Source organism: Crocosphaera sp. XPORK-15E (assembly GCF_034931425.1).
Lineage (GTDB): Bacteria > Cyanobacteriota > Cyanobacteriia > Cyanobacteriales > Microcystaceae > UHCC-0190.
Window position 1 is genome coordinate 96,817 of sequence record NZ_JAYGHQ010000013.1, and the last position, 23,842, is coordinate 120,658.

At 37.3% G+C, this 23,842-nt stretch carries 23 protein-coding genes; 18 read left to right on the forward strand and 5 right to left on the reverse strand.

Annotated elements, in window-relative coordinates:
• The first annotated feature begins 73 nt into the window (after positions 1 to 73).
• The gene (locus VB691_RS15700; protein WP_323292451.1) at positions 74 to 1,387 is read left to right on the forward strand and encodes a recombinase family protein; all 1,314 of its coding nucleotides are present in this window, start codon (positions 74 to 76) and stop codon (positions 1,385 to 1,387) included.
• A 43-nt stretch (positions 1,388 to 1,430) separates the two neighbouring features.
• Here the strand turns inward: VB691_RS15700 and glgX are convergent, their stop codons facing one another.
• Together glgX and VB691_RS15710 are read right to left on the reverse strand one after the other, a co-directional pair.
• Positions 1,431 to 3,539 carry a glycogen debranching protein GlgX gene (glgX, locus tag VB691_RS15705; RefSeq protein WP_323292452.1) on the reverse strand — a complete coding sequence of 703 codons (2,109 nt, stop codon included), beginning with the start codon at positions 3,537 to 3,539 and terminating at the stop codon, positions 1,431 to 1,433.
• Positions 3,540 to 3,772: 233 nt separating this feature from the next.
• Positions 3,773 to 5,290, reverse strand: coding sequence for a pyruvate kinase (locus VB691_RS15710; RefSeq protein ID WP_416245180.1), 1,518 nt, complete (start codon positions 5,288 to 5,290; stop codon positions 3,773 to 3,775).
• A 367-nt stretch (positions 5,291 to 5,657) separates the two neighbouring features.
• Between VB691_RS15710 and VB691_RS15715 the strand changes: the two genes are divergently transcribed.
• A complete protein-coding gene (locus tag VB691_RS15715) occupies positions 5,658 to 6,644 on the forward strand; it encodes a ribonuclease III domain-containing protein (RefSeq protein ID WP_323292454.1) in 987 nt (328 codons plus the stop codon).
• Positions 6,645 to 6,663: 19 nt separating this feature from the next.
• Here the strand turns inward: VB691_RS15715 and VB691_RS15720 are convergent, their stop codons facing one another.
• Together VB691_RS15720 and VB691_RS15725 are read right to left on the reverse strand one after the other, a co-directional pair.
• Entirely contained in the window at positions 6,664 to 7,359 is a 696-nt protein-coding gene (locus VB691_RS15720) for a Uma2 family endonuclease (RefSeq protein ID WP_323292455.1), read from the reverse strand.
• Positions 7,360 to 7,507: 148 nt separating this feature from the next.
• Positions 7,508 to 7,717 (reverse strand): type II toxin-antitoxin system Phd/YefM family antitoxin, encoded by a 210-nt coding sequence (locus VB691_RS15725; protein WP_323292456.1) that lies wholly within the window; start codon positions 7,715 to 7,717, stop codon positions 7,508 to 7,510.
• A gap of 113 nt (positions 7,718 to 7,830) precedes the next feature.
• Between VB691_RS15725 and VB691_RS15730 the strand changes: the two genes are divergently transcribed.
• The 13 genes from VB691_RS15730 to VB691_RS15790 all read left to right on the forward strand — a co-directional run bounded on the left by VB691_RS15730 (position 7,831) and on the right by VB691_RS15790 (position 18,831).
• Positions 7,831 to 8,088 carry a ribbon-helix-helix domain-containing protein gene (locus VB691_RS15730; protein WP_323292457.1) on the forward strand — a complete coding sequence of 86 codons (258 nt, stop codon included), beginning with the start codon at positions 7,831 to 7,833 and terminating at the stop codon, positions 8,086 to 8,088.
• 2 nt (positions 8,089 to 8,090) lie between these two features.
• Entirely contained in the window at positions 8,091 to 8,396 is a 306-nt protein-coding gene (locus VB691_RS15735; protein WP_323292458.1) for a type II toxin-antitoxin system RelE/ParE family toxin, read from the forward strand.
• Between the two features lie 121 nt (positions 8,397 to 8,517).
• Positions 8,518 to 9,444: an NAD-dependent epimerase/dehydratase family protein gene (locus VB691_RS15740; RefSeq protein ID WP_323292459.1), complete on the forward strand. Its 927-nt coding sequence runs from the start codon at positions 8,518 to 8,520 to the stop codon at positions 9,442 to 9,444.
• A 14-nt stretch (positions 9,445 to 9,458) separates the two neighbouring features.
• Entirely contained in the window at positions 9,459 to 10,049 is a 591-nt protein-coding gene (gene gmhA / locus VB691_RS15745) for a D-sedoheptulose 7-phosphate isomerase (protein WP_323292460.1), read from the forward strand.
• A gap of 12 nt (positions 10,050 to 10,061) precedes the next feature.
• Positions 10,062 to 10,628, forward strand: a complete 567-nt coding sequence (locus tag VB691_RS15750; protein WP_323292461.1) for an HAD family hydrolase — start codon at positions 10,062 to 10,064, stop codon at positions 10,626 to 10,628.
• A gap of 13 nt (positions 10,629 to 10,641) precedes the next feature.
• The gene (locus tag VB691_RS15755) at positions 10,642 to 11,817 is read left to right on the forward strand and encodes a glycosyltransferase family 1 protein (RefSeq protein ID WP_323292462.1); all 1,176 of its coding nucleotides are present in this window, start codon (positions 10,642 to 10,644) and stop codon (positions 11,815 to 11,817) included.
• A 5-nt stretch (positions 11,818 to 11,822) separates the two neighbouring features.
• Positions 11,823 to 12,989: a glycosyltransferase family 1 protein gene (locus tag VB691_RS15760; RefSeq protein ID WP_323292463.1), complete on the forward strand. Its 1,167-nt coding sequence runs from the start codon at positions 11,823 to 11,825 to the stop codon at positions 12,987 to 12,989.
• A gap of 79 nt (positions 12,990 to 13,068) precedes the next feature.
• Positions 13,069 to 14,163 (forward strand): glycosyltransferase family 1 protein, encoded by a 1,095-nt coding sequence (locus VB691_RS15765; RefSeq protein ID WP_323292464.1) that lies wholly within the window; start codon positions 13,069 to 13,071, stop codon positions 14,161 to 14,163.
• A gap of 68 nt (positions 14,164 to 14,231) precedes the next feature.
• Positions 14,232 to 14,438, forward strand: coding sequence for a type II toxin-antitoxin system HicB family antitoxin (locus VB691_RS15770; protein WP_323292465.1), 207 nt, complete (start codon positions 14,232 to 14,234; stop codon positions 14,436 to 14,438).
• Positions 14,435 to 14,662, forward strand: a complete 228-nt coding sequence (locus tag VB691_RS15775; RefSeq protein WP_323292466.1) for a type II toxin-antitoxin system HicA family toxin — start codon at positions 14,435 to 14,437, stop codon at positions 14,660 to 14,662. Before VB691_RS15770 ends, VB691_RS15775 begins: the two co-directional genes overlap by 4 nt.
• A 101-nt stretch (positions 14,663 to 14,763) precedes the next feature.
• Positions 14,764 to 15,849 carry an alanine dehydrogenase gene (gene ald, locus VB691_RS15780; protein WP_323292467.1) on the forward strand — a complete coding sequence of 362 codons (1,086 nt, stop codon included), beginning with the start codon at positions 14,764 to 14,766 and terminating at the stop codon, positions 15,847 to 15,849.
• A 217-nt stretch (positions 15,850 to 16,066) separates the two neighbouring features.
• Entirely contained in the window at positions 16,067 to 16,405 is a 339-nt protein-coding gene (locus VB691_RS15785; protein ID WP_323292468.1) for a hypothetical protein, read from the forward strand.
• A gap of 125 nt (positions 16,406 to 16,530) precedes the next feature.
• Complete coding sequence (locus tag VB691_RS15790) at positions 16,531 to 18,831, forward strand: hypothetical protein (RefSeq protein WP_323292469.1); 2,301 nt, start codon at positions 16,531 to 16,533, stop codon at positions 18,829 to 18,831.
• A 138-nt stretch (positions 18,832 to 18,969) separates the two neighbouring features.
• On the opposite strand, the gene VB691_RS15795 is transcribed toward VB691_RS15790, so the two are convergent.
• Positions 18,970 to 19,497 carry a Ycf51 family protein gene (locus tag VB691_RS15795; RefSeq protein WP_323292470.1) on the reverse strand — a complete coding sequence of 176 codons (528 nt, stop codon included), beginning with the start codon at positions 19,495 to 19,497 and terminating at the stop codon, positions 18,970 to 18,972.
• A 179-nt stretch (positions 19,498 to 19,676) separates the two neighbouring features.
• Here VB691_RS15795 and VB691_RS15800 point away from each other — a divergent pair, with 179 nt between their 5' ends.
• From VB691_RS15800 to VB691_RS15810, 3 genes are all read left to right on the forward strand, one after another.
• Positions 19,677 to 22,100 (forward strand): penicillin-binding protein 1A, encoded by a 2,424-nt coding sequence (locus VB691_RS15800; RefSeq protein ID WP_323292471.1) that lies wholly within the window; start codon positions 19,677 to 19,679, stop codon positions 22,098 to 22,100.
• Positions 22,101 to 22,138: 38 nt separating this feature from the next.
• Positions 22,139 to 22,522, forward strand: a complete 384-nt coding sequence (locus tag VB691_RS15805; protein WP_323292472.1) for a DUF4346 domain-containing protein — start codon at positions 22,139 to 22,141, stop codon at positions 22,520 to 22,522.
• A 148-nt stretch (positions 22,523 to 22,670) separates the two neighbouring features.
• Entirely contained in the window at positions 22,671 to 23,678 is a 1,008-nt protein-coding gene (locus VB691_RS15810; protein WP_323292473.1) for a ribonuclease T2 family protein, read from the forward strand.
• Positions 23,679 to 23,842 lie beyond the last annotated feature (164 nt).

The window sequence follows — 23,842 nt, forward strand, 5'->3', positions numbered from 1 at the left end:
TAGTAAGCACTTTAGGGCTTCTTTTTAAGGCTAAAGCCTCAACTACGAACCTAATTTAAAATAAGCTTAATATATGAAAATTTTTGCCTATATATATAGTGATCCATTATTAGAATATTCCTTTGATATATCAACTCAGAATCTCGATGTTGATAAACTTTATCATGATATGGGGGAACGTCATCAGTTAGAAACCCTGTTAAAAGATTGTCAAAAAAATCCTCCTCATTATTTAGGAATTCGTTGCTTAGAAGAATTAGGCGACTCTTGGGAAGAAATCACAAAATATTGGCAACAGTTAACCTCTCTTGGTATTTTAATTATTCTGATTGAATCTGATGATAATAGGGAGAAATTATTTAAGAAAAAACCGTTAAATATTGAGATAAATTCTTCAGAATTACAAGAAAAAATTCAGCAAAATCAATATAGTTTAAAACTGCAAAAAGGACAGGCAATTAACCGTATTAAAGCCTTACCTCCCCCTGGAAAAGCACCCTATGGTTATCGTCGAGGCAAAGATCGTTATATTATTGATCGTAGTACATCCCCGGTTGTTAAAGATTTTTTTGAACAGTTTTTATTATTTGGATCACTAAGAGGAGCCGTTAATTATTTAGAAAAAAGATATGGCAAAAAAATTGCAGTTTCAACGGGTAGTCGTTGGTTAACAAATCCAGTTTATCGAGGTGATTTAGCCTATCAAAATAATGAGATTATTTCTGATACCCATACCCCCATTATTTCACGGGAAGAAGCAGCACAAATTGACCGTTTATTGCGAAGAAATCGTCAATTACCCTCTCGAACTGCCAGTGCTGCTCGTTCTTTAGCCGGCTTAATTCTCTGTCAAAACTGTCAGCAACCAATGACTATTACGCAAGTCACCCAAAGGAATAAAAAAGAAACTTATTTGTATATTCGTCCGAAAAATTGCCCCGCAAAACCGCAATGTAAATCAATTTATTATCAAGATGTTTTAGACAAAACTATTGAATATATTTGTCAAAACTTTCCTCAACGAGTGAAAAATTTTAACCTGAATAATCTGGCTATTTTTAAAGAAGAAATACAACAAAAAATACAACAAAAACGAGAAATTATTGAACAAATTAATGATTTAGTTACGACAGAAATTCTTGATGAACAAACAGCCCAAATTAGGCAGTATAAACTTAAAGTAGAAATCAGTCAATTACGTTCTAAACTGGAACAATTACCCCCAGAAAACCTCAAAAACATTGCAGATGCTGTGTCCTTACCGAGATTTTGGCAAGACTTATCAGAAGCAGAAAGACGCTTTTATTTTCGGGAATTTATTCGTCAGATTCAGATTAACCAAATTGATAAAAATAACTGGGAATTAGAAATTATTTTTATTTTTTAATGATGTAGGGACAATTCATAAATTATCCCTACAAATGTAATCACTATATAGGATGAACCATCAAAACAACACAAGAACGAGCTTTAACTGGATAAGTTTCCGTTTTAACTTGAGAAGCAGACTCTAACTCACAAAAGGTTTGATTCAAAGGTAAAGCCGTATCAATAATTCGATACCAACAGTCTCCATGGCCCAAAAGTGGTAATTCAAAATCGATAAGTTCCCAATAAGCATTAAACATCACGTGCAAATATTCATCAGCCTCAGGATGACGCAAACTAAAGGCCAAACAATGGGAATAATCAGACCAATCTGGTTGACCTAATTTGAACCCATGCCAACTAATATGAGGATGATGAAGACTAGCAGAAGTAACTTCCAACCGTCCCTCTTGACGAAACAATTCTAATCCTTGAGTAAAGTGAATTAAGCGTCGAATAAAACACCACAAATCATATTCTTTTTCAACCGCATCCCAATCAAACCAACTTAACTCATTATCCTGACAATAACCGTTATTATTACCCTTTTGAGTTCGTCGCACCTCATCCCCCATTAAAATCATAGGGGTTCCTTGGGATAAAAAGAGAATAGTCAGGATATTTTTAATTTGTTGTAGTCGCAATGCTTCAATTTCAGGATCATTTGTTTCCCCTTCAATTCCACAATTCCAACTATAATTATCATTCGCACCATCGCGGTTTTTTTCGAGGTTTGCTAGATTGTGTTTTTCGTTATAAGAAACCAAATCATTAAGGGTAAATCCATCATGACAGCTAATAAAATTAATACTGCGGTTAATGTCAACATCCATGCGGTGATAAATATCAGGACTACCTAAAATTCGGGCCGCTAAACAGGGAATCATACCATCATCACCTTTCATGAAACGACGGACATCATCCCGAAAAGGCCCATTCCACTCAGAAAACCAGTCCGCTAATTCCACAAACCGCCCCACATCATAAAGGCCCGCAGCATCCCACGCTTCTGCAATTAATTTTGTCCCGGCTAAAACGGGGTCAGATTCAATAACCCATAAAATATCAGGGGCATGGGTTTTCCAGGCTTGTAGAGGGCTTCCAGAAGCATCTCGCGCCAAAACAGAGGCGAGATCAAAACGAAACCCATCGATGTGCATTTCTGATACCCAATAGCGTAAACAGTCTAAAATAAGGCGACTGACCACAGGATGATTGCCCCGAAAGGTGTTACCGCAGCCACTATAGTTTTTGTAATGGGCTTTGTTTTTGTCTAAAATGTAATAGGTTTCATTGTCTATGCCTCGAAAGCAAAGGGTCGGCCCATGTTCATCCCCTTCTGCTGTGTGATTAAAAACCACATCAAGGATCACTTCAATTCCCGCTCTATGTAAGGCTTTCACCATGTCCCGAAATTCATTGAGGGGGCCGAGAGAACTTTGATCGGAACTATAGGGACGATGAGGGGTAAAAAAGCTGATGGTACTATATCCCCAATAGTTAGTGAGGCCTTTCATGGCATCTTCGGGATCAAAATAATGAACGGGTAATAATTCAACTGCTGTAATGCCTAAACTTTGGAGATAGGGAATTTTTTCGATTAATCCGGCAAAGGTTCCCCTTTTTTCAGGAGATACCCCAGAATTAGGATGACGAGTGAAACCTCCGACGTGCATTTCATAAATAACACTACTCGCATAGGAGGTTCGTAAACGGGGATGTTCTGTCCAGTCCCCCTCCCAGTCATAGGTTTCGTTATCTACGACGACGTTTCGTAAGGCTTGGGCGCAATTATCCTCTAATTTCATGGCCGCTTCTCGATTATAAATTGAAGATCCCACAATTGCTTTGCCATAGGGATCTAAGAGAACTTTGTTAGGATTGAAGCGATAACCATTGCTGGGATCATGAGGGCCATGGATTCGGTAGGCGTAAACTTGGCCTGCGGTGAGTCCAGGGATGAAAACGTGCCAATAGTAATGGGTTCGATTGATTTCGGGATCTAATGGGATAATTTGACTGGGTTCGGGGGCGTTGGGTTCATCAAATAACAGTAATTCTATAAATGTGGCGTGTTTGGAAAAAAGGCAAAAATTTACCCCATTTTTACCGTCTTTTTCAAAGGTAGCACCAAGGGGGTAACTTTCACCAGGAAGGGATTTCAGATTCATAATACAAAAGGAATTAAAACTTGACGGATACACCAGTAGTCTAGGCTAGTTTTTGGGGTTTCTCTGGTTTTTTTAGTATGTTTTTAAATGGTTTTTAGCTTAAGCTGTTGTGCATTTAAACTGGGTATTAGTCAAATCCAATAAAAAAGATGTATTCCAGTTCCCTTTTGCCTTTTGACTTTTGCTTTTTGCCTTGCTAATACGCATTTAAAATGCGTATTAGCTTAATCACCTTACCAAGAATGTAAGGCCCTTAACTGAGGGGTTTTTTTCGATTGATGGGCCTCCATTCTCGATAAAACCCCATCTAAAGTCGTCACAGCTTCTCCGACAAATTTCCCTTTATTTAACATGACACATTCTGCTCGTTCTCCCATCGCTGCATCAGTCATTTCTGCACGAGAAGGAATACTATTTTTGACTAAATTTTCTAGGACTTGAGTGGCCCAAATGACTGGTACATGGGCGGCTTGACATAACCAGAGAATTTCTTCTTGCATTTCAGCTAACCTTTGATAACCAATTTCAACGGCTAAATCTCCTCTAGCAATCATTACGCCAAAGGGTTGTTTTCCTGCCCCATGAATGATTAATTCTGGTAGATTTTTTACGGCAGTAGGAGTTTCAATTTTAGCGATTATTGCTACTTTTTGCCAATCTTTTCCGAGGCGATTTTTTAATTCCCATTGCAATATTTCAATATCGCTGGCTTTTTGGACAAATGAGTAACCAATTAAATCAGCATGAGTAGCCACAAAATCGAGATCTTGGCGATCTTTTTCCGTTAAAGGGTTAAGATCTAATGTGGTATCAGGAAAATTAATTCCCTTATCAGGTCGTAATTTTTCTCCTTTGGGACGGGCATGATCAATACGTAATAATGCTCCTTCTGGGATTAACTCTTTAACAGTTGCTCCTATATGACCATCATCAATCCAAACTGTTGCTCCAATTTGCAGTTGATCGAAAATTTCGGGCAGGGTACAATTTGCTTTGAAATATACTTCATCGGGTGTTTGTGGCTCATTTCTTGTTAATAAAAGACCATCTCCTTGATAAATCCGCTTTTTGCCATTTGGCAATAAAACATGATCTAACCTGATTTTTGGCCCCCCTAAATCCATGAGAATTTTACAAGTTTTTTCTAGAACTTTTTCTGCTTCACGGATATGATTGATCATGGCTTCCCATTCAGTTTTGGTATCATGAGCGCAATTAATTCTGAAACAGTCAGTTCCCCGTTTAATTAAGTCTAAGATCAACTCAAAATCAGTGGCGGCTGTTGTGGGTAACGTAACCATGATGCGGACTTCACGGCTTTCTGGTGGATGACCAAAAACTTCATCGGTATGACTTTTTAGGAGGCGATCGCCTTCAAAAAATGCCTTGAGGGGAGGATGTTTGGGTAAGAATGTCTGATCTTGGCCACACAAGGCCCCTAAAGTGGCAATGACTCCATCTAAATTGGGTAAAACTCGCGCTTCAATTCGTCCGAGGGAGGAAAGTCCCCAAGGTATTAAGGATAATTGAATTTCTCGCATATCATGGCGACGGAAGGCTAAATAGTAGGCTAAATTAACGGAACTAGGGATAAATGCTTTTCGTTCTATCAGCGATCGCCACTGTTCAAAAATTTCGGTTCCATCCCTCATAACAGCATGACGCACAGACTGCAAAACCTTGAGTAAAATATGAGGTGAGGCGAGTTGTTCTTCTGTTAGAGTTTCTTGATAAAAATCTATTTTCGACATAGCCATTACTCTCCTTATTTGTCGCAGTTATAAACGTTTAAAGTAAGGTAGCCTAGCTTTTTAATTGAATCTCTACGATTATTATTTCCTAATGGCTTTTAAGGGGAATTAACTGGCAATTCTCATGAATGCTAAGTAAACTATCTAATATTGCCTTTTATCTTAATCGTATAAGGTTAAGTCTGGGTTAAAACAACCAAAGTCCTGTAAGTAAGTCATCGGACAAAATTACGGTTAAATGCAAGCTAAAGCCACAGGCCAGAGTTTTTGCTAGTTTACATTTATTAACAAAAGTTATGGTTATTTATGTTCAGATACTTAACAGTTTTAGCTTATAATAGATAGAGAATTACAAAAAATACTGTATATGGACTGGAATTCATCTACCGTTGAAGAAAAAATCAGCTTTAACTTTAAAAACCCCGATCTGCTGTTTTTGTCCTTAACTCATCCTTCCTACGCGAAACAAATTGACCAGCCGGAAAATGATAATGAACGACTAGAATATTTAGGAGATAACCTCCTCAATTTTATTATTGTCGATTATCTTTATCATCACTTTCCCTATTTAACTATTAGCAAATTCACCGCTTTACGAGATAAACTATCAGAAGGAGAACGATTAACTAAACTGTGGTTTAATCTGGGATTAGGAGAAAGTTATCCATTTATTGTAACGAAAGAAGAAAGACACCGTTTGCGTGTTAAAAATAGTAACCCCTTTGAAAAAACCCTCAAAGCGTTAGTCGGTGCAATTCATATTGATCGGGGATTTTCTCAAGCCTATAATTGGATTAATAAACAGTTAATTGCCCCTTTATTAGAACGTCATCAAAAAGATTCAAAAGAGCGTATTTCCCCGGAAAAACAAGTCAAACTTCTGGGTGATACTCTATTTTCAGCCATCATCATTGATTATTTATATGATCTGCTTCCTTATGTTAATCCAGGAAGACTCAGCAAATTAGCTAAAACCTTGATGACTAAAGAAAAACAAGCAAAATATATTAGTAAAATATCCCCTGAAGATTGGGAAATCATCACAGCTAGAAATGAGAAAACATCTAAAACTTCATTTCCTACCTTATTAGGGACAATCTATTTACATTTTGAGCAAAAAAATCATAGAACTCGCTATCAAAATACTCAAAAATGGTTAATTGAAAATTGTTTAGATCAGGAAGAACTTTTACAAGAAACCATTACCTTGTTACTCAAAGATGGTGTTCCTCAAAAGTGGATTGTTAATGAAATTTTGGGATATAAAGGCAAAAATTACGATCAAGGAAGAAAACGTTTTCATGAATTAATGGATCAAAGTGGTGAGATAAAAATTGATGCTGAAGAAGAATAAAAAAACTTGTAGAGGCAATTCATGAATTGTCCCTACTCTTAGATAGTTGAATAACAAAATTTTGATGTTCAGGGGTAGCAATTCCTTGTTGTAATACTTCTAAAACTGTAGCTAAATCTCCCCTTAATAAAGCATTAATATCTAACCATAAACCAGGATAAACTTCACTTTTAATGATCCCTTTTTCATCAGGTTGCAGTTTAATATATTTTTCTTCTTTCAATCTAAACGAATCAAATTCATCATCTTCAACTCGCCAAACTAAATATTCTTGAACTTGATTACGACGATAGGCTTTAAATTTATCATGTAAATCAATGGAAACCTTACTCGCTGCAATTTCTACCACTAATTCTGGCGCACCTTCAACATAACCATCCTCACTAATTGTTGATTGTCCACCCTTTTCTATCCTTAGTAAAGCATCGGGTTGAGGTTCATTTTCAGGATCTAATCTGACAGTACAATTATCCCCTAATTGAACACCATTAGTATAAGCACTATAAAAACCAAGCCATCCCATAATATTAGCATGAGGTGCGCCGTGTTTATTGATTCGTAAAGGAGATCCCATATATACAATTCCTTCTATTAATTCTGCTTTTTTGACATGAGGCATTTGCTGATAACGGGTTTCAAACTCAAGACGAGTTAAGTGATCGCCATTTTCTAAATGACGAATTTTTCTAGTAGGTTTTGTGATACTTTGTGTCATTATTATTCCCCTTAACTTCACTTCTACTATTATATTGTAAATTCGAGGTTATCTTGTTGGTTAACTTTGAAGTAATAGGTTTATTCATAATGAAAACGACAAGAAAGAAAATCAATTTGAGTTTGACAAACTCGATAAATTAACTTGTTTATTCATCTTCTTGTTCAATTCCTAGCTCCTGTTTTAATTCTTCAAGGGTTTCTACTAAACTTCTCAAATCAGATTCTGCAATTAAAGCTACATTTTCTCCATGACGACGATTAATAATGAATACTTGATGATCTTCTGCGACTTTTTCTAATAACTGAAATAAGCCATTTCTCGCTTCAGTGGGTGATGTTATTTCATAGCTGAACATAATTTTTAGTTGATGCTGATATACAGATTTATGTACATTATACTAACTTCTAGTAAAAAAGGGTAAAATATCAAAAAGATAAAATTTTTTCACCCAAAGGCGAGTAAAAACTAATGAACATTATCCTTAACTCTAAACTAGAAAACCTCATTAAACAGCAAATTATCTCCGGTAAATATACCAGTATAGATAATGTACTGGAAGAAGCTCTAAACCTATTAGAAAAACGCAATCAATATGAGCAATGGATTGAAGAAATTGGGCAAAAAATTGACATAGCAGCGCAACAATTAGATCGAGGTGAAGGAATCGATGGAGAAACCGCTATTAACCAATTGAGGAAAAATTTACAACAGAATAAAGAAGGGTAATAATGACTCAATATATTATTGCACCCGAAGCCATTCAAGACCTTAAAATCATTACAGATTACCTTTCTCAAACCAATCTTGAAACAGCCGAAAAACTATTGAATCAATTCGAGAAAAAATGTCGTTATTTAGTACAGTTTCCTAAAATTGGTCGTAGTTATCGCTATATTCGTCCTTACCTGCGGGGTTTACCCCTAAATAGTTACATCATTTTTTATCGCCTGAGTCAAGATACTATAGAAATTATGCGAGTTGTTAGGGGTAATCGTGATTTAGAAGCACTTTTTAACACAGATCAAAAAGATTAAAACTCAAAACTATCTGAATCTTAAAAGCAGTGCAACTCTTTACAAAACTTCACGTCATGGCTATAGTATCTCTACCTGACCCCATTTTTTTAGGAGTCAATGCCGTTTATATGATATTACTATGAAAATCTTAGTTACAGGTGCTTCTGGGTTTCTAGGGACTAATTTATGTTCTCAACTGGAAGCACAAGGCCACGACTTAATCAAATTAAACTCCAAAAATTGCGATCTGACTCAAACAGATTCGTTACTTAAGTTTAATGATTTTAGCTATGATCAAATTTATCATTTAGCCGCTTGGACACAAGCTGGAGACTTCTGTTTGTACCATCCAGGGGAACAATGGATCATCAACCAACAGATGAATACTAATGTTTTGACCTGGTGGCAAAAACACCAATCCCAGGCTAAATTTATTTGTATGGGAACAAGTTGTGCCTATGATCCCGACTTACCTTTGGTAGAGGATAATTATCTAACAGGGATGCCCATTAGTAGTCTATTTACTTATGCTATGACCAAACGGATGCTTTATGCGGGACTTTTGGCCTTAAATAAGCAATATGGCTTAAAATATCTCTGTTTGGTTCCCTCAACCCTTTACGGGACGGGGTATCATACCGATGGACGACAGATGCACTTCATCTTCGATCTCATCCGTAAGATTATTCGCGGTAAACTCTATGGTGAATCCGTAATTCTTTGGGGAGACGGCACTCAATCACGGGAATTGGTTTTTGTCGAAGATTTTGCTAAGCTTGCCATGCAACTCTCCCAAACCGTTGATAATGACATCATTAACATTGGTGCGGGGGAAGAATACCAGATTCGGCATTTTGCTAAACTGATCTGTGAACAAGTCGGATACGACTTCAACCAGATTGAGTTTGACACCTCTCGTTATGTGGGGGCCAAGTCAAAGTGTTTAGTTGTTAACAAACTTAAGCAATCTTTACCCAATTTCAGCTTAACTCCATTAGAATTAGGATTAACGAAAACAATTGAGTGGTTTTGGCAGGAACAGGAAAAACTGGTACCTGCTAATTAAGTGAGGAAGGAACGGTGAATTATTGGATTCAACATAGGCTAAATAGCCTAGAGCAAGCGTTTAACCCTAAATACTGTCGTGCTGTTGAGCATACCATTGGCTTAATTGCCAGACAGTTTCAAGCTGGTAATAAATTGCTTATTTGTGGAAATGGTGGCTCCGCAGCCGACGCGCAACACATTGCAGCAGAATTTGTGGGGCGGTTTCAACTTCATCGTCGGGGTTTACCTGCGATCGCCTTGGGAACTAACCCTGCAACTTTAACGGCTTGGGCTAATGATTACGAGTTTGAAACTATTTTTGCTCGTCAAGTGGAAGCGTTTGCCAAACCAGGGGATATCCTTTGGGGAATTTCTACCTCTGGTAAGTCTGCTAATGTAATCAAGGCCATGGAAATGGCGAGAGAATTAGGGGTTATTACCATTGGTATGGCCGGAAATGGTGGGGGAAAATTAAAAGATCTGACTGATTATCCCTTGTTTGTCCCGGAATATAATACCCCCTATGTTCAAGAAATTCACCTCATTAGCTATCATCGTATATGTGAGCAGGTTGAGGCGCAATTGTTTGCTAAATCAGGTTTGGAAGCGCAAATTGCTGTCTAATTAACGGTGAATATGACAACGACGTTTACCCCTTATAAACAACTTCAAAAAGCTCTATTTTTGGATAGAGATGGGGTTGTTATTAAGTACGTCCCCTATTTGAGCAAACCTGAACAAGTTGAGCTTCCCCTCGGTGCAGGGGAAGCTTTAAAATATTGGCAAGATGCTGGTTATTTATTGATTTTAGTGACTAACCAAGCAGGGGTAGGGCGGGGATATTATTCTTTGGATGATGTTGAGATTGTACATCAGTTTATTCGTCAAGAATATGCCAAGTTTGGGGTACAATTTGCTGATATTTTCTTATGTCCTCATCATCCTCAAGATAATTGTTTATGTCGTAAACCTTCCCCCCAAATGCTGATTAATGCCTCTAAAAAACATCAGATTTCTTTGTCTCAATCTTTTTTTATTGGAGATGCGCCCAGTGATGTAGAATGTGCTATTAAAGCGGAATGTCAACCTGTTTTAGTTTTGACGGGAAGGGGACAGGAAACCTTGAGCAAATTGAGTGAATATTCGACTAGAATTGAGGTGTTTGAAGGCTTACGAGATACGGTAAAGCTGATTAAATCATGACTAATTATTACCCATGAGTCAAGATGAAGGAAAGGGAGAATTATTACCAATATTTGTGTCTTTAATTCCTAATTTGATGGGGGGTGAGGGCCACATTCTTCCTTATCATCAAGCTGTTAGCCAAGCGGTTAAACAGTTGGGATGGACTCATTTTGTTGCTGTTCCCTATAATAGCAAAGTTGATGATTTACCTTTGGGTTGGCATGAGGCATTAAGTAATTATGATTTGGAAAAAGAAGGGAGTTTAGGGGATAAGTTTTTAAGTATTCAGGGTACTTGGGAATTAGGAAAAAGTATGGCTGATTATTTAAACAGTCAGATTATTCCTCAGTCAAGATCATCAATTATTTTTTTTGAACGGTTTATTCATTTACAATTATTGGCTTTATTAATTGCTTTATTTTTGGTGAAAAATGATAATTTATCGGTTTGGTTACTTTATCGGAGGGATACCCATAAAGATCAAACTCGATGGATTTATAAACTGCTTAATTCTTTGGTTAAATGGCGATTAAAAAGTAATAAATTTCAACTATTAACTGATAGTGAATTGCTCAGTCAATCCTTAACTAATTATTTTCAAGAATCAGTTAAGGTGATGCCAATTCCTCATACCGATATTATTAGTTATAACACAAACTTAAGTGATAATGCTACAATTTTATGTTGGTGGCCGGGTTCCCCTAGGGAAGAAAAAGGATGGACTATAATTAATCAATTAATTAGTTATTCAGGGGAAGAAAGCCAAAATATTAGTTTAGTTTGTGCCGAAAGTTCCCAGTTAAAATCAGTTAAAAATGGGGTAGATTTAAAATTAATCAAAACTCATTTAACTAGAGATGAATATCATTATTGGTTTGGGTTAAGTAAAGTGATTTTATTACCTTATAATTCTCCCGCTTATCAAGCTAGGACATCAGGAATTTTTACAGAATGTATTATGGCGGGTAAAATTCCTTTAGTCACTGCTCAGACTTGGATGGCCTATGAATTGCTTAAATATAATTTAGCAGAATTAGTGATTGATTGGCAAGAGGCAAAAGCCGTTTTTGAATTAATCAAAACCATTGTTAAAAATGACATCATTCGAGATAAAATACAAGCTATGCAACGAAGTTATGAACAATTTCACTGTGTTGATAACTATGCTAATATCATGGACAAGCTATTTCAGGAGACAGTTGATTAAAAAGAATGCTTAAAGTTTGTGTTGACGGAACACCCATTAGAGGAAAATTAACAGGTATTGGCGTTTATACCTTAAACTTAATTAACGCTTTATATCAATTACAAGAAACGGAAAACTTTACCCTAGATATTTATTTTCATCCTTCCGTTAAAAATTGGTTACTGAGAAAGTTATCAACCCCTGAATTATTAAGTCACTATCCTCAAGTTTCTTCCTTTCCTATTCCGGTGAGTTTAGCAAATTTATTGGCTAAATATTCTCCAGTTGTTTTACCTTATTTTGATAGGTATTTAGAGCAACCTAATATTATTCATGGAACAGATCATTATGTTTATCCTTACCGTAAAGGGGTAAAAGTAATGACTATTCATGATCTAACTTTTATTAAACATCCTAAATATTCTACCACTATTGTTAAGGGGTATCTGGAAAGAATTAAGCGGTGTTTAAAGTGGACAAATTTAATTATAACTTTTTCTGAAAACACTAAAAAAGATATTGTACAATTGCTCAATGTTAACCCAGATATCATTTATATTACCCCCCAAGCAAGTCGTTATTCTGCTAATTATTTAACTCGTAAATTAATTTATGATCATCGAGATGTGATTGATTATTATTTGTATAAACCCTATTTTCTTTTTGTTAGTACCTTAGAACCTAGGAAAAATATTTTAACTCTCATTGAAGCGTTTGAATATTTAAAAAAGAATTATAAAATTCCCCATCAGTTAATATTAGTGGGTAAAAAAGGCTGGAATTATCAAGGGATTTTAGATAAGATTGAAGCATCTAATTTTAAAGAAGATATCCAACATTTGGATTATTTATCTGATGAATTAGTGGCTTTATTTTATAATCAAGCAGAAGCTTTTATTTATCCTTCTTATTATGAAGGGTTTGGTTTACCTGTGTTAGAAGCAATGACATTAGGTGCGCCTGTTATTGCTTCTGATACCTCCTCTTTACCGGAAGTTGGAGGAGATGCAGCTTTATATTTTAATCCTTATGATTATCATGAATTAGCCCAAATAATGTTAAAGATTATTGATGATTCTACCTTAAGAAAGGAGATGATAAATAAGGGGAAAAAACAGGCACAAAAGTTCTCTTGGGAAAGAACAGCACAAGCAACTTTGAAAGCTTATCAATCAACCGATCAGGATTTTTAGGATGATGGGATTAGCAGGATTAGGTTATGATTAGGATTGGGATGGGATTAATTATTAGTTGTATTTATTGTCTAAGAGAATGAAGCAAAAGTCAAAATTATTGATTAATCTTTCCTTACTGTTGTCAAAACCAACAGGCATAACTATTTATGCTAATAATGTTTTTCCTTATTTAAAATCGTTGGAACCTACGTTATTAAGTTCTCAACAATATCAAGATTTTAAAACCTATTTAGTACCGAATAATTTAACTCCAGAACAAGGAACTAAGGGCCATTTAAACCGTCTACTCTGGACACAGTTTAAACTACCTAAAATTTATAATCAATTACAAGCATCTTTATTATTTTCTCCTGTCCCTGAAAGTCCTTTATATAGCAAATGTCGTTCTGTGGTAATGGTTCATGATTTAATTCCTTTACGCTTTCCTAACAAAAAATCTCCCTTAACTCCTTATTTTAAATATTATATTCCTCAAGTTCTTAAACAAGCTGAACATATTATCTGTAATTCTCAAGCAACCGCTAAAGATATTGTTGATTTCTTTAACATTCCTGCTCATAAAATAACCCCTATTTTACTTGCTTATGATCGGCAACATTTTAGACCTTTAGATATCAAAGAAGATGCTGTAACTGTTCCCTATTTTCTCTATTTAGGCCGTCATGATCCTCATAAAAATGTCCCCCTTATTGTTGAAGCCTTTGCTAAACTGAAAAATAACTCAAATTATCAGCTTTGGTTAGCTGGCCCAACTGATAAACGTTATACTCCGAAATTAATACAACAAGCCGAAGAATTAGGCATTGAAAAACAACTTAAAATCTTGGATTATGTGGATTATGAACAATTGCCTATATTATTAAATCAGGCTTTAGCTTTGGTGTTTCCTTCCTTATGGGAAGGGTTCGGTTTTCCTGTTTTAGAAGCAATGGGTTGTGGTACTCCTGTTATTACTTCTAATATTTCTTCCTTACCTGAAGTCGCAGGAGATGCAGCTTTATTAATTAACCCTTATAATGTACAAGAAATAACAGCCGCAATGGAACAAATAACAACAGATGAAAACTTGCGATCGCAGTTAAAAATCTTGGGTTTACAACAGGCAAAAAAATTTACTTGGCAAAACACAGGACAACAAACCCTAGGCATTGTGCAAGATTTTCTAACTTAGAAGTTGACAAGGAAAAAAAATATATATATATTCAGGTAAGAATACTCACTTAGAACGAGAAATAACCCATGAGACAAGTAATTATTTATCCTGGAGAAGATGGTTATTGGGTTGCTCAATGTCCTAGTTTACCCCCTTGTATTAGTCAAGGAAAAACTAAGGAAGAGGCGATCGCAAATATTCAAGAGGCCATTGAACTTTATTTAGAAGTTCTCCAAGAAGAAGGTCGTGATATTCCTGATGATAAAGTAGAAACAGTTACCCTTGCTGTATGAGTAAACTACCTCAACTTTCAGGGAAAGATTGTATCAAAACTTTGCAAAAAGCAGGGTTTTACATTAAGCGTCAAAAAGGTAGTCATATTATTTTGTGCAGAGATGAACCTTTTGCAGAAGTTGTAGTTCCCAACCATAAAAACCTTGATAAAGGAACCCTAAGAGCTATTATTAGACAAGCAGAATTAGACGTGGATGAATTTATTGAATTGTTAAATAATTAGAGGATAATAACAGAATATGGCTATTGTAGGGGTCAACGGCCGTTGACCCCTAGGAAAATATTAAGCTACAGTATGAATGATAACTAGGTGTAAGGAGTTTTATGGAAATTGGTGTCCCTAAAGAAATTAAAGATCAAGAGTTTCGCGTTGGGTTGAGTCCCAATAGTGTTAGAGTATTATGCGATCGCGGACATCAAGTTTTTATCGAAACGGGTGCAGGAGTAGGGGCCGGGTTTACAGATGAAGATTATCATCAAGCAGGGGCAAAACTCGTTACCACCGCAGCAGAAGTATGGATGAAAGATTTAGTGGTGAAAGTGAAAGAACCCCTTTCCCCAGAATATCCTTACCTCAAAACCACTAAATTACTCTTTACCTATCTTCATTTGGCCGCAGAAAGACAGCTAACAGAAGCATTATTATCATCAAAAATAACAGCTATCGCTTACGAAACCGTTGAACTACCAGACGGAAGACTCCCCCTACTAACCCCCATGAGTATCATTGCAGGACGGTTATCCGTGCAGTTTGGGGCGCGATATTTGGAAAAACAACAGGGGGGTCGTGGAGTCCTTTTAGGGGGCATTCCTGGGGTTCCTGCCGGTCGTGTGGTCATTTTAGGGGGCGGTGTGGTAGGCACAGAAGCGGCCCGCATTGCTGTAGGAATGGGGGCGCAAGTGCAAATATTTGATATCAGTGTTGAGCGTTTAGCCTATTTAGAGACGATTTTTGGCTCACGGGTGGAATTGCTCTATAGTAACGCTTCTGCTATCGAAAAGGCGGTTCCTAAGGCAGATTTATTGATAGGTGCAGTATTAGTGACGGGAAGACGGGCCCCTATTCTGGTTTCTAGGGAATTAGTGGCTAAAATGCACCCTGGTTCGGTTATTGTGGATGTGGCGGTAGACCAAGGCGGATGTATCGAAACCCTACGCACCACTTCCCATAGTAGCCCCACTTATGTCGAGGAAGGGGTTGTGCATTTTGGGGTTCCTAATATGCCTGGGGCTGTTCCTTGGACTGCAACTCAAGCTTTAAACAATAGTACCTTACCCTATGTGTTGAAATTGGCTAATGAAGGGTTAAAAGCGTTAGATAAAGATGCTAGTTTAGCTAAAGGGTTAAATGTCAAAGATGGGGTGTTAATTCATCCCGCAGTAAAAGAAGTCTTTCCCGATCTTAAATGATAAGGTAGGGTGGGCATTGCCTACCTTACAACTTTTGGGTTGTGATAGGTTTATCCTTTGCGGTGAGAATTTGTTACTAAAGCGCAATAGTTATCAACTGCGATCGCTATATAATGAGGTTAGATTTTGAATCTACCCTTGACATAAAATAAAAATAGTCCCCAAGAAGACTACTTTGAGGACATCTTAAACAAATAACTAATTTGAGAGTAACATAATGTCAACAGTCACAGAGAATGACCTCAAAGAACTAAAAGACCTAATTATCAGTAATCACAAAGTCTTAGAGACTAAATTAACTAGCTTAGAGACTCGATTAACTAGCTTAGAGAAAGGTCAAACTGACTTAAAAGACAAATTAACAGGAATTGATAAACAATTAGGGATGGTAGAAACCCGTCTAGAAGACTGGAAACCTGCCATTGATAAGATTCCCGACTTAGCCGAAAAAGTTGGGGAATTAAAGAACTGGAGACAGTTTGTTATCATTACTCTAACTGCTACTATTAGCGGTGTCCTTGGCTGGTTTCTTCGAGGAGGAAATCTTAAACCTTAATCTTTGAAAATTACCATGTAAAAGGCAAAACTTTACCTATTTCAACTCAATCTATGTCTATTAATTAGATGTTTTAATGATATATTGAAAATGAAAATATTACTTTTTATTTTTAAAACTTTTCCATGAAACACCGTTATCTTTTCCTATTTCCCTTGCTTTTATGTCTCCAAGGATCAAATGCACCTCCCCTTAAACCCTTTGATCTGACTCAACTTTCTGGTAATCTTCATTTAACCCTTAAACATGGGGTTTGGAAACTCTGGGAAGATAAACCTGTTTATCAAAATATTACCCTAGATTTAGTCTGCGATCGCGGTGAATGTGAACAGGAAGTTTGGGGATATGCACCTAAGTTTAATCAAGAGGTTGATCATCAAGGAAAGCTACAAAGTAATAGTTTAACAAACCCTAAAATTAAAAATATTGAACTAAAAAAATATCTGGATGCTTGGCGGTTAAAAATTGCGATACAAATTCAATTTCATCCTTGGGAAATGAAAACCTCAGAAGCTATTTATGAGATTGAATTAGTTCCCCATAAAAATCAATTAATTGGCAGTTATCAAGGGGAATTTAATCAGCGTTCCCTACAAGGAAGTGTGACAGGAAATATTACCCCATTATGGCCTATCCCAGTTGCTGAACATCGTCCCATTTCTCCTCAAGAACATCCGCGTTTGATTTTTCGTAAACATGAATTATCAAGTCTTTTAAAAACTGCTCAAACCTCAACAGGAAAGGCAATTTTAGCCCGATTAAAACAGACATTAGAACAACCTATTTATTATGATGGTTATGTCCCTAATGGCGGATATCATGCCACTGGATACTGTTTTTTGGCATTATTGAATGAGGATAAAAAAGCAGCCGAAATGGGGTGGCAATTAGTTAAAAAATCTCTAGAAAATCCTAGTCCCCGTTTATTAGAACAGTCTCCTATCGTCGCGGGAGTTGCCTTAGCTTATGATCTCTGTTATCCTCTATGGAATGAAGAACAAATCACTATTGTTACTCGGTGGTTAGCAAGCCAAACTGCTCAATTAATTAAAGGAAGTTCCCCTAGTAAGGGTTGGAATAGTAATGCTGCTAGTAATTGGAATGCAAGGGCCAGAGGTGCTGCAGGTTTGGCGGCTTTAGCTATTATGAATGAACCTTCTATTCCTAATCATAATACTTACCCTTTGATGCGAATGGCTGAGCGTAATCTTAAACGTTATTTTACCACAGCTATTGGTGATCATGGGTTAGGAAGTGAGGGAGATCATTACACCACTGAACCCTTAGTTTTGACGGTGTTTCCCTTTCTACAAGCTTATCGCAATGTGATGGGAAAAGATCTAGTTACAGGTTCTCATGCTCAGTGGATTTTACCTCATTATGTTATGCGAATGGTAGTGGAGAATAAGCAGTTAAATGTTGCTACTTATGGACGACATCGCTACTATGCGGGAGGATCTCTTTTTGCCCTAGGTTTAGGGATTATTCCTGATGAATTTTTACCAGGAATTAAGGGAGTATTTGAACAATATTTAGGTAATCAGGGAAATCAAACTTTTGGCATTGATAGTCCTGCTCAAGCTCCTTTTATTTTAGCTTATTATAACCAAAAACATCAAATAAAATCTCAAAATCCAGTTACTTTATTTGATACAGTTTTTGTTGATAAACAAAAAGGATTTTATAATTTTCGTAATCAATGGCAAAATGAAACTGATTTTGTGGCTAATATTTACTTAAAAAAACAATCTATTGGGGGAAGTTGGTCTTTTCCTGATGTGGGAAGTTTTCGTATTTTAGGGTTAGGAGAAGAATGGGCGATCGCTGGTAATTCTGAGGGAAAATGGCAAGAAGAAAATGTTGTTTTTATGCCTAATAGTTCTCCCTGGAATGCTTCAAAACCAATCTTTTTTACATCAAATCCTGATGGTTCGGGAATTGTAAGTTTGCAAACTAATACAATTTGGCGCAAAAATAGTAAGCCTTCTGTGGGAATTTCTGGTTTACGTTCTTTTGCTGTTGACTATAGTAAAACATCGGGAGTTCCTGGTTTATTTGTCATTGTTGATCAGTTTAATGGTTCAATTTTAGCAGAAGAATTCAAGGAAAAAATTTGGGTAATGCACACAAAAGGCAAGGTCAAAATCAATGGTAACACTTTCATTATTCAAGGCCAAAATAAGTCAACAATGCAAGGAACTTTTATCGCACCATCTCAAGTAAAAATAACCTATAAACCCACAGAAACAGGCGGTAAAATAATGGCAACAGGGGGCAATGAATTTTTTATCATTATGACAGTTCAAAAAGGAAAATCACCCCCATTAATGGTTACAGGTTCGGGGATGACTGCTAAAATAAAACTGGGGAAACAAACAATTTCTTTTGATCAAGATCGTATTAGACTATCAACCATTAACCCTTAATCAACTTAAACCCTTAAGGGTTAAGCTATACAAACAAAACCCGCCTACGCGGGTTTAATTTAGCCTCGGAAGGTAGGCTTAGTTTGTATAGTATTATCAGGCTTCAATCTATCTGTAAGTGTTGATTTAGCTCAGAGATTATAATCCATCATTCGGTAATTGTGCCAAGCTTTCTTGAAAGACTTCAATTTGGAGATTGTCATCTTTTTTAACAGATAGAGAACGCTTGACTTCTCCTAAATATAAGGGGATACTTAAACCAGGTTCAGGGTGAATTAAAGTCCGAACAAGAATGGTCAATTGATTGCTACTATCCCGCGCATTTCTTCCATAGGAAAAGTAATCACTTGCGGCTTGTTTTAAAGTAGCTTCTAATTCTGTTTCAGTAATAGAAGGTTTAACCACAATTACGACTTGATTACCACCATTATCATAAACACGGGAAAAGCGCACCGCCCCAGGAATTTCTGTGCGGGTAAATAAGCCTAATCCTAACCCGAATAATCCCACGGTTAAAACTGCCATAAACCCCGTAATTCCTACCAAACGGAAGCGAATTCCCCACTTAAAGATAAAGGCAATAATAGCTAAAAAGAAAAGGGCGATTGTTGCAATTACTGACCATTCAGTATAATTAGAAAAACTAAGGGATGTCAGGATTTCCATAAACAATAATTAGGGTGATTTTTCACGCATTAAACTAAATGATTATAGTTAATTTAGGGGCCATAATGCAAAAATTTCCTCATCCCCTCACGGCCATAAGAAACGAGATAAGGCAGTGGATTGTCAAAATTTGTTCTACAATCTAAACTAATCGAAACAGCAAGGTGCGAGGAGTTGTCGTGTTTAATCAGTTTGGCTCAAATTTTAAGCAGCAGGTTAGTCACTTACTGCACTCAATAGCAGACAAATTGGACAGTAAAGGGCAACCACCCCAAGAAACGGGGGTGGCCTTAGATAAGGCTAACTCACCGCCGAAACCCTTGCCAAGACGCAGACATAGACGAGAGAGAGGACGAAATTTTAAAATTAATTTTCCTTCCATACCGCCGCAATTGACAGCATTTTCTCAACAAGCGGTTATTTCCCTGAAACAAGTGGCTTCCGTTCGCCGTCATCCTCGATTTTGGCTATTTTTTGGCATCGGTATTGGAGTCAGTACCAGTGCGATCGCCTTAAGTTACAGTATCTATCAACTCGAAAGCAGTATCACCGAATCTGTGGAAGATGTCTTAGTCTATGCTCGCCCTGAAACCCTGACTATTAAAGGAGCAGATGGGGAAAATTTACGGCAAATTGGCCCTGTTACCCACGAAAATTTGAAGATTTGGCAAATTCCTGAGCCTGTGATGGAAGCGTTTATCGCTAGTGAAGATAGTCGCTTTGAAAATCATCGCGGGGTAGATATTCAGGGCATTCTGCGGGCGGCGTTTTCTAACCTCCAAGCGGGGGAAGTTGTAGAAGGAGGCAGTACAATTACTCAACAGTTAGCCCGCATTGTCTTTTTGAGTCAAGAGCGCAGTTTTACCCGTAAATTTAAAGAAATGCGTCTCGCTCAGAAAATCGAAAATAATCTAGAAAAAGAACAAATATTAGAAAAATATCTTAATTTAGTTTATCTGGGATCGGGAGCCTATGGCTTAGGAGATGCGGCTTGGGTCTATTTTAGTAAACCTGTTGATCAATTAACTGTATCAGAAGCCGCTACCTTAGCAGGTATTGTTCCCGCGCCGAGCGTTTATTCTCCCTTAGAAAATAAAGAAGCGGCGACCACCAGACGCAACATAGTGTTACAAAGGATGGCAGAACAGAAATTTATTAGTCAAGCAGAATTAAAAACTGCGATCGCTGCTCCCATTGTCCTCAAACCCAGTCAACCCAAACGTTTTGAGCGAAAAGCTCCTTATTTTACCGATTATATTCAAAAAGAACTGCCTAAATACGTCTCGGAAGATGCTTTAAAAGCGGGAGGCATTACCGTTGAAACTACCCTTAATACCCAATGGCAAGCAGCCGCCGAAAAAGCCATTGATAAAGCCATTCAATATGGCCGTTGGCAAGGCTATAAACAAGCTGCTTTAACCGCCGTTGACCCCCGTAATGGGCAAATTAAAGTAATGGTGGGGGGTAATGACTACGAAAATCATCAATATAACCGAGTTACCCAAGCCCAACGGCAACCAGGCTCAACCTTTAAAGCTTTTGTCTATACTACTGCGATCGCTGCGGGGTTCTCTCCCTATCGTTCATATACGAATGCTCCCTATATCGTAGACGGCTACCAACCAGAAAACTATGGGGACAAGTATACTGGGGGACAAGTTACGATGCAGCAGGCCCTAGCGTCTTCTTTAAATGTGGTGGCTGTTCAAACCTTAGTTAATGTGGGTTGGAACCCTATTATTAAAATTGCTCATCGTATGGGCATTAAATCTGACTTAAAACCTACTTATTCCTTGGCATTGGGAGCTTGGGAAGTCAATTTATTAGAATTAACCAATGCTTACGGAACCTTGGCTAATAAAGGGGTTCATCAAGAAGCTTATGGCATCAGTCGTATTTTAGATCGTCATGGTAAGATACTCTATCAAGCCAAGTTTACCGCCACACAAGCCATTGATGCCAATACCACCGCCATTATGACTTGGATGTTACGGGGTGTGGTTACGTCGGGAACAGGAACCCCGGCCCAACTGGGAAGCCGGCCCGTAGCTGGTAAAACCGGAACCTCAGATAAAGCCAGAGATTTGTGGTTTGTGGGTTATATTCCTCAATTAGTAACCGGGGTTTGGTTAGGTAATGATAATAACCGGCCTACTTCGGGCGCAAGTACCACCGCGGCCATCGTTTGGGGCGAGTTTATGAGGGAAGCAACAGAAAATATGGAAATTGAGTCTTTTCCCAAATTACCCCGTTTAGATGGACGCAAAGGCAGTATTAAGGCGGAACCCCTCAAACCGAAAAAGGCTTATTATCAAGTGGTTAAACCGCCGGAAACGGGAGAAAAAACCCAGTCTGATACCAACCGTGAAGAAAGACGCTCCTCCCGTCGTTCCCGTCGTCGTCGCAATGCGGAGCCGAATGAACAAACCTCAGCCCCCCGTAGACGCTCAGTAGCTTCTCGTTCGGCCCCCACTCGTTCCCCTAGGGAAACTGCTCCTCAAGCTGCCTCTCAACCTGCTCCTGCGCCAGTTGCTGAACCTGTAGCGGCCCCTGTGGCTGAAGCAGCACCCCCTGCGCCCCCTGTAGCCCGTAAAACCGAGTAATATTAGTAGTCTCTATTCCCTATTCACTAAATAAGTTTATGACTGACTTACGACAAAAAATTAAACAAATTGATGACGAATTTTCTAAACGTCATATTGATCTTGATCCTGGGGGTTATTATATTATCTATGTAGATCGAGAAAATCAGTTAATTTGTGCTAAACATTTTACCAATGTAATTAATGATAAGGGGTTAGCAGTTGATCCAGAAACGGGAAAAGTTATTCCCGCAAAAGGGAAAGTTAACCGAACGGCTGAAACCCTTTTTACCGGACGCAGTGCTAAGGAATTATGTATTAAAGTTATTGAAGAAAACCCCGATTGTCCCATTACTATGTTAGACCATGCTGCCTATTTAGGGCGGGAATTTATGAAGGCTGAGATGGCTTTAATTCAGGGAATTGAATATATTCAGGATTAGGAAAATGGGATAGTTTAAGATTTGGTAGAGAATTATTAAAAAAAGTAATAATTATTTACAAAAGAATTACTTTTGGGGACAGACTCTTAACGTAAAATCGAGAATATAAAGACCATTTACAAACTTTTGATGTCGTTAGGAGACTGACATGAAGATTCTTAAAACAGGGTTATTCCTGATAACCATTATAGTATTCTATATCACATTGTGGATTAGTCCAGCCTCAGCTAGTGTTAAACTCGATGGAAAATTTACTGCTCAAGAATCCTGCGCTGCTTTACAATCAATAAGAAAGGGGACAAATCCTGGTAATATCTTTATTAAACCCCAAGAAACATATCAAGTTCTTGCTAAAAATAAAGATGATGCGTCCCATTATCAAATCAAAATTGATGGGGTTGAACCCTCACTTCGTTGGGTAGCAATAGACTGTGGAACTTTAGCTGATGCACCCCTTCCTGATGATAATTCTACCAACAATGGATCGAGTAATAAAGATTATTTATTAGCCCTCAGTTGGCAACCTGCTTTTTGCGAAACTCGTCCTAATAAACCCGAATGTTTAACGAAAGATACTGATACTTTTGAAGCAACTCACTTTGTTTTACATGGGTTATGGCCTCAACCTAACGGAAACTTTTATTGTGGTGTTAGTCGAGACATTAAAAAACTTGATAAACCTGAAACATGGGACAAAATGCCCCCCATAAAATTATCGGAAAAAACTTGGGATGAGTTAAAGATAAAAATGCCTGGGGTTGCTTCCAGTTTACACTTACATGAGTGGTATAAACATGGCACTTGTTATTCAGAATCACCTGAAGAATACTTTCAAGAATCTCTTGCTTTGTTAGACCAAGTTAATAACTCTGAAGTTCGTGATTTATTTGTTAGTAACCTCGGAAAAGAACTAAATACCTTTGAAATTCGGAAACCATTTGATGTAAAATTTGGTACAGGTTCCGGTACAAAAGTCGATGTAAAATGTGGCAAAGATCAAGATGAAAGTCAACAAGTAATTACTGAAGTATGGATTAACCTTAAAGGTGAGATTGAGAGAAATACATCAATTAAAGACCTTCTTGAAAAATCCCCCAGCACTTTTCCTAGTAACTGTCGAGGGGAAATTGATCCTGCTCCTGTTAATGAAGCTTAAACGGTCAATTAGGCTAATTTAGTGCAGTTAATTTAATATTTTTCAGAGAATATGTAGAGACGTTTTATGAAACGTCTCTACTCTTTTAAGATAATATTTTTAATTATTAATTATCCTAACAAATTACTGTATAATGTAAATCAAACAAGTTTTAAACCACAAGA

Bases quoted from the DNA above. Each gene is read 5' to 3' on its own strand.
- VB691_RS15700 (WP_323292451.1), top strand. From the start codon at position 74: ATGAAAATTTTTGCCTATATATATAGTGATCCATTATTAGAATATTCC.
- glgX (WP_323292452.1), bottom strand. From the start codon at position 3,539: ATGAATCTGAAATCCCTTCCTGGTGAAAGTTACCCCCTTGGTGCTACC.
- VB691_RS15710 (WP_416245180.1), bottom strand. From the start codon at position 5,290: ATGTCGAAAATAGATTTTTATCAAGAAACTCTAACAGAAGAACAACTC.
- VB691_RS15715 (WP_323292454.1), top strand. From the start codon at position 5,658: ATGGACTGGAATTCATCTACCGTTGAAGAAAAAATCAGCTTTAACTTT.
- VB691_RS15720 (WP_323292455.1), bottom strand. From the start codon at position 7,359: ATGACACAAAGTATCACAAAACCTACTAGAAAAATTCGTCATTTAGAA.
- VB691_RS15725 (WP_323292456.1), bottom strand. From the start codon at position 7,717: ATGTTCAGCTATGAAATAACATCACCCACTGAAGCGAGAAATGGCTTA.
- VB691_RS15730 (WP_323292457.1), top strand. From the start codon at position 7,831: ATGAACATTATCCTTAACTCTAAACTAGAAAACCTCATTAAACAGCAA.
- VB691_RS15735 (WP_323292458.1), top strand. From the start codon at position 8,091: ATGACTCAATATATTATTGCACCCGAAGCCATTCAAGACCTTAAAATC.
- VB691_RS15740 (WP_323292459.1), top strand. From the start codon at position 8,518: ATGAAAATCTTAGTTACAGGTGCTTCTGGGTTTCTAGGGACTAATTTA.
- VB691_RS15750 (WP_323292461.1), top strand. From the start codon at position 10,062: ATGACAACGACGTTTACCCCTTATAAACAACTTCAAAAAGCTCTATTT.
- VB691_RS15755 (WP_323292462.1), top strand. From the start codon at position 10,642: ATGAGTCAAGATGAAGGAAAGGGAGAATTATTACCAATATTTGTGTCT.
- VB691_RS15760 (WP_323292463.1), top strand. From the start codon at position 11,823: ATGCTTAAAGTTTGTGTTGACGGAACACCCATTAGAGGAAAATTAACA.
- VB691_RS15765 (WP_323292464.1), top strand. From the start codon at position 13,069: ATGAAGCAAAAGTCAAAATTATTGATTAATCTTTCCTTACTGTTGTCA.
- VB691_RS15770 (WP_323292465.1), top strand. From the start codon at position 14,232: ATGAGACAAGTAATTATTTATCCTGGAGAAGATGGTTATTGGGTTGCT.
- VB691_RS15775 (WP_323292466.1), top strand. From the start codon at position 14,435: ATGAGTAAACTACCTCAACTTTCAGGGAAAGATTGTATCAAAACTTTG.
- ald (WP_323292467.1), top strand. From the start codon at position 14,764: ATGGAAATTGGTGTCCCTAAAGAAATTAAAGATCAAGAGTTTCGCGTT.
- VB691_RS15785 (WP_323292468.1), top strand. From the start codon at position 16,067: ATGTCAACAGTCACAGAGAATGACCTCAAAGAACTAAAAGACCTAATT.
- VB691_RS15790 (WP_323292469.1), top strand. From the start codon at position 16,531: ATGAAACACCGTTATCTTTTCCTATTTCCCTTGCTTTTATGTCTCCAA.
- VB691_RS15795 (WP_323292470.1), bottom strand. From the start codon at position 19,497: ATGGAAATCCTGACATCCCTTAGTTTTTCTAATTATACTGAATGGTCA.
- VB691_RS15805 (WP_323292472.1), top strand. From the start codon at position 22,139: ATGACTGACTTACGACAAAAAATTAAACAAATTGATGACGAATTTTCT.
- VB691_RS15810 (WP_323292473.1), top strand. From the start codon at position 22,671: ATGAAGATTCTTAAAACAGGGTTATTCCTGATAACCATTATAGTATTC.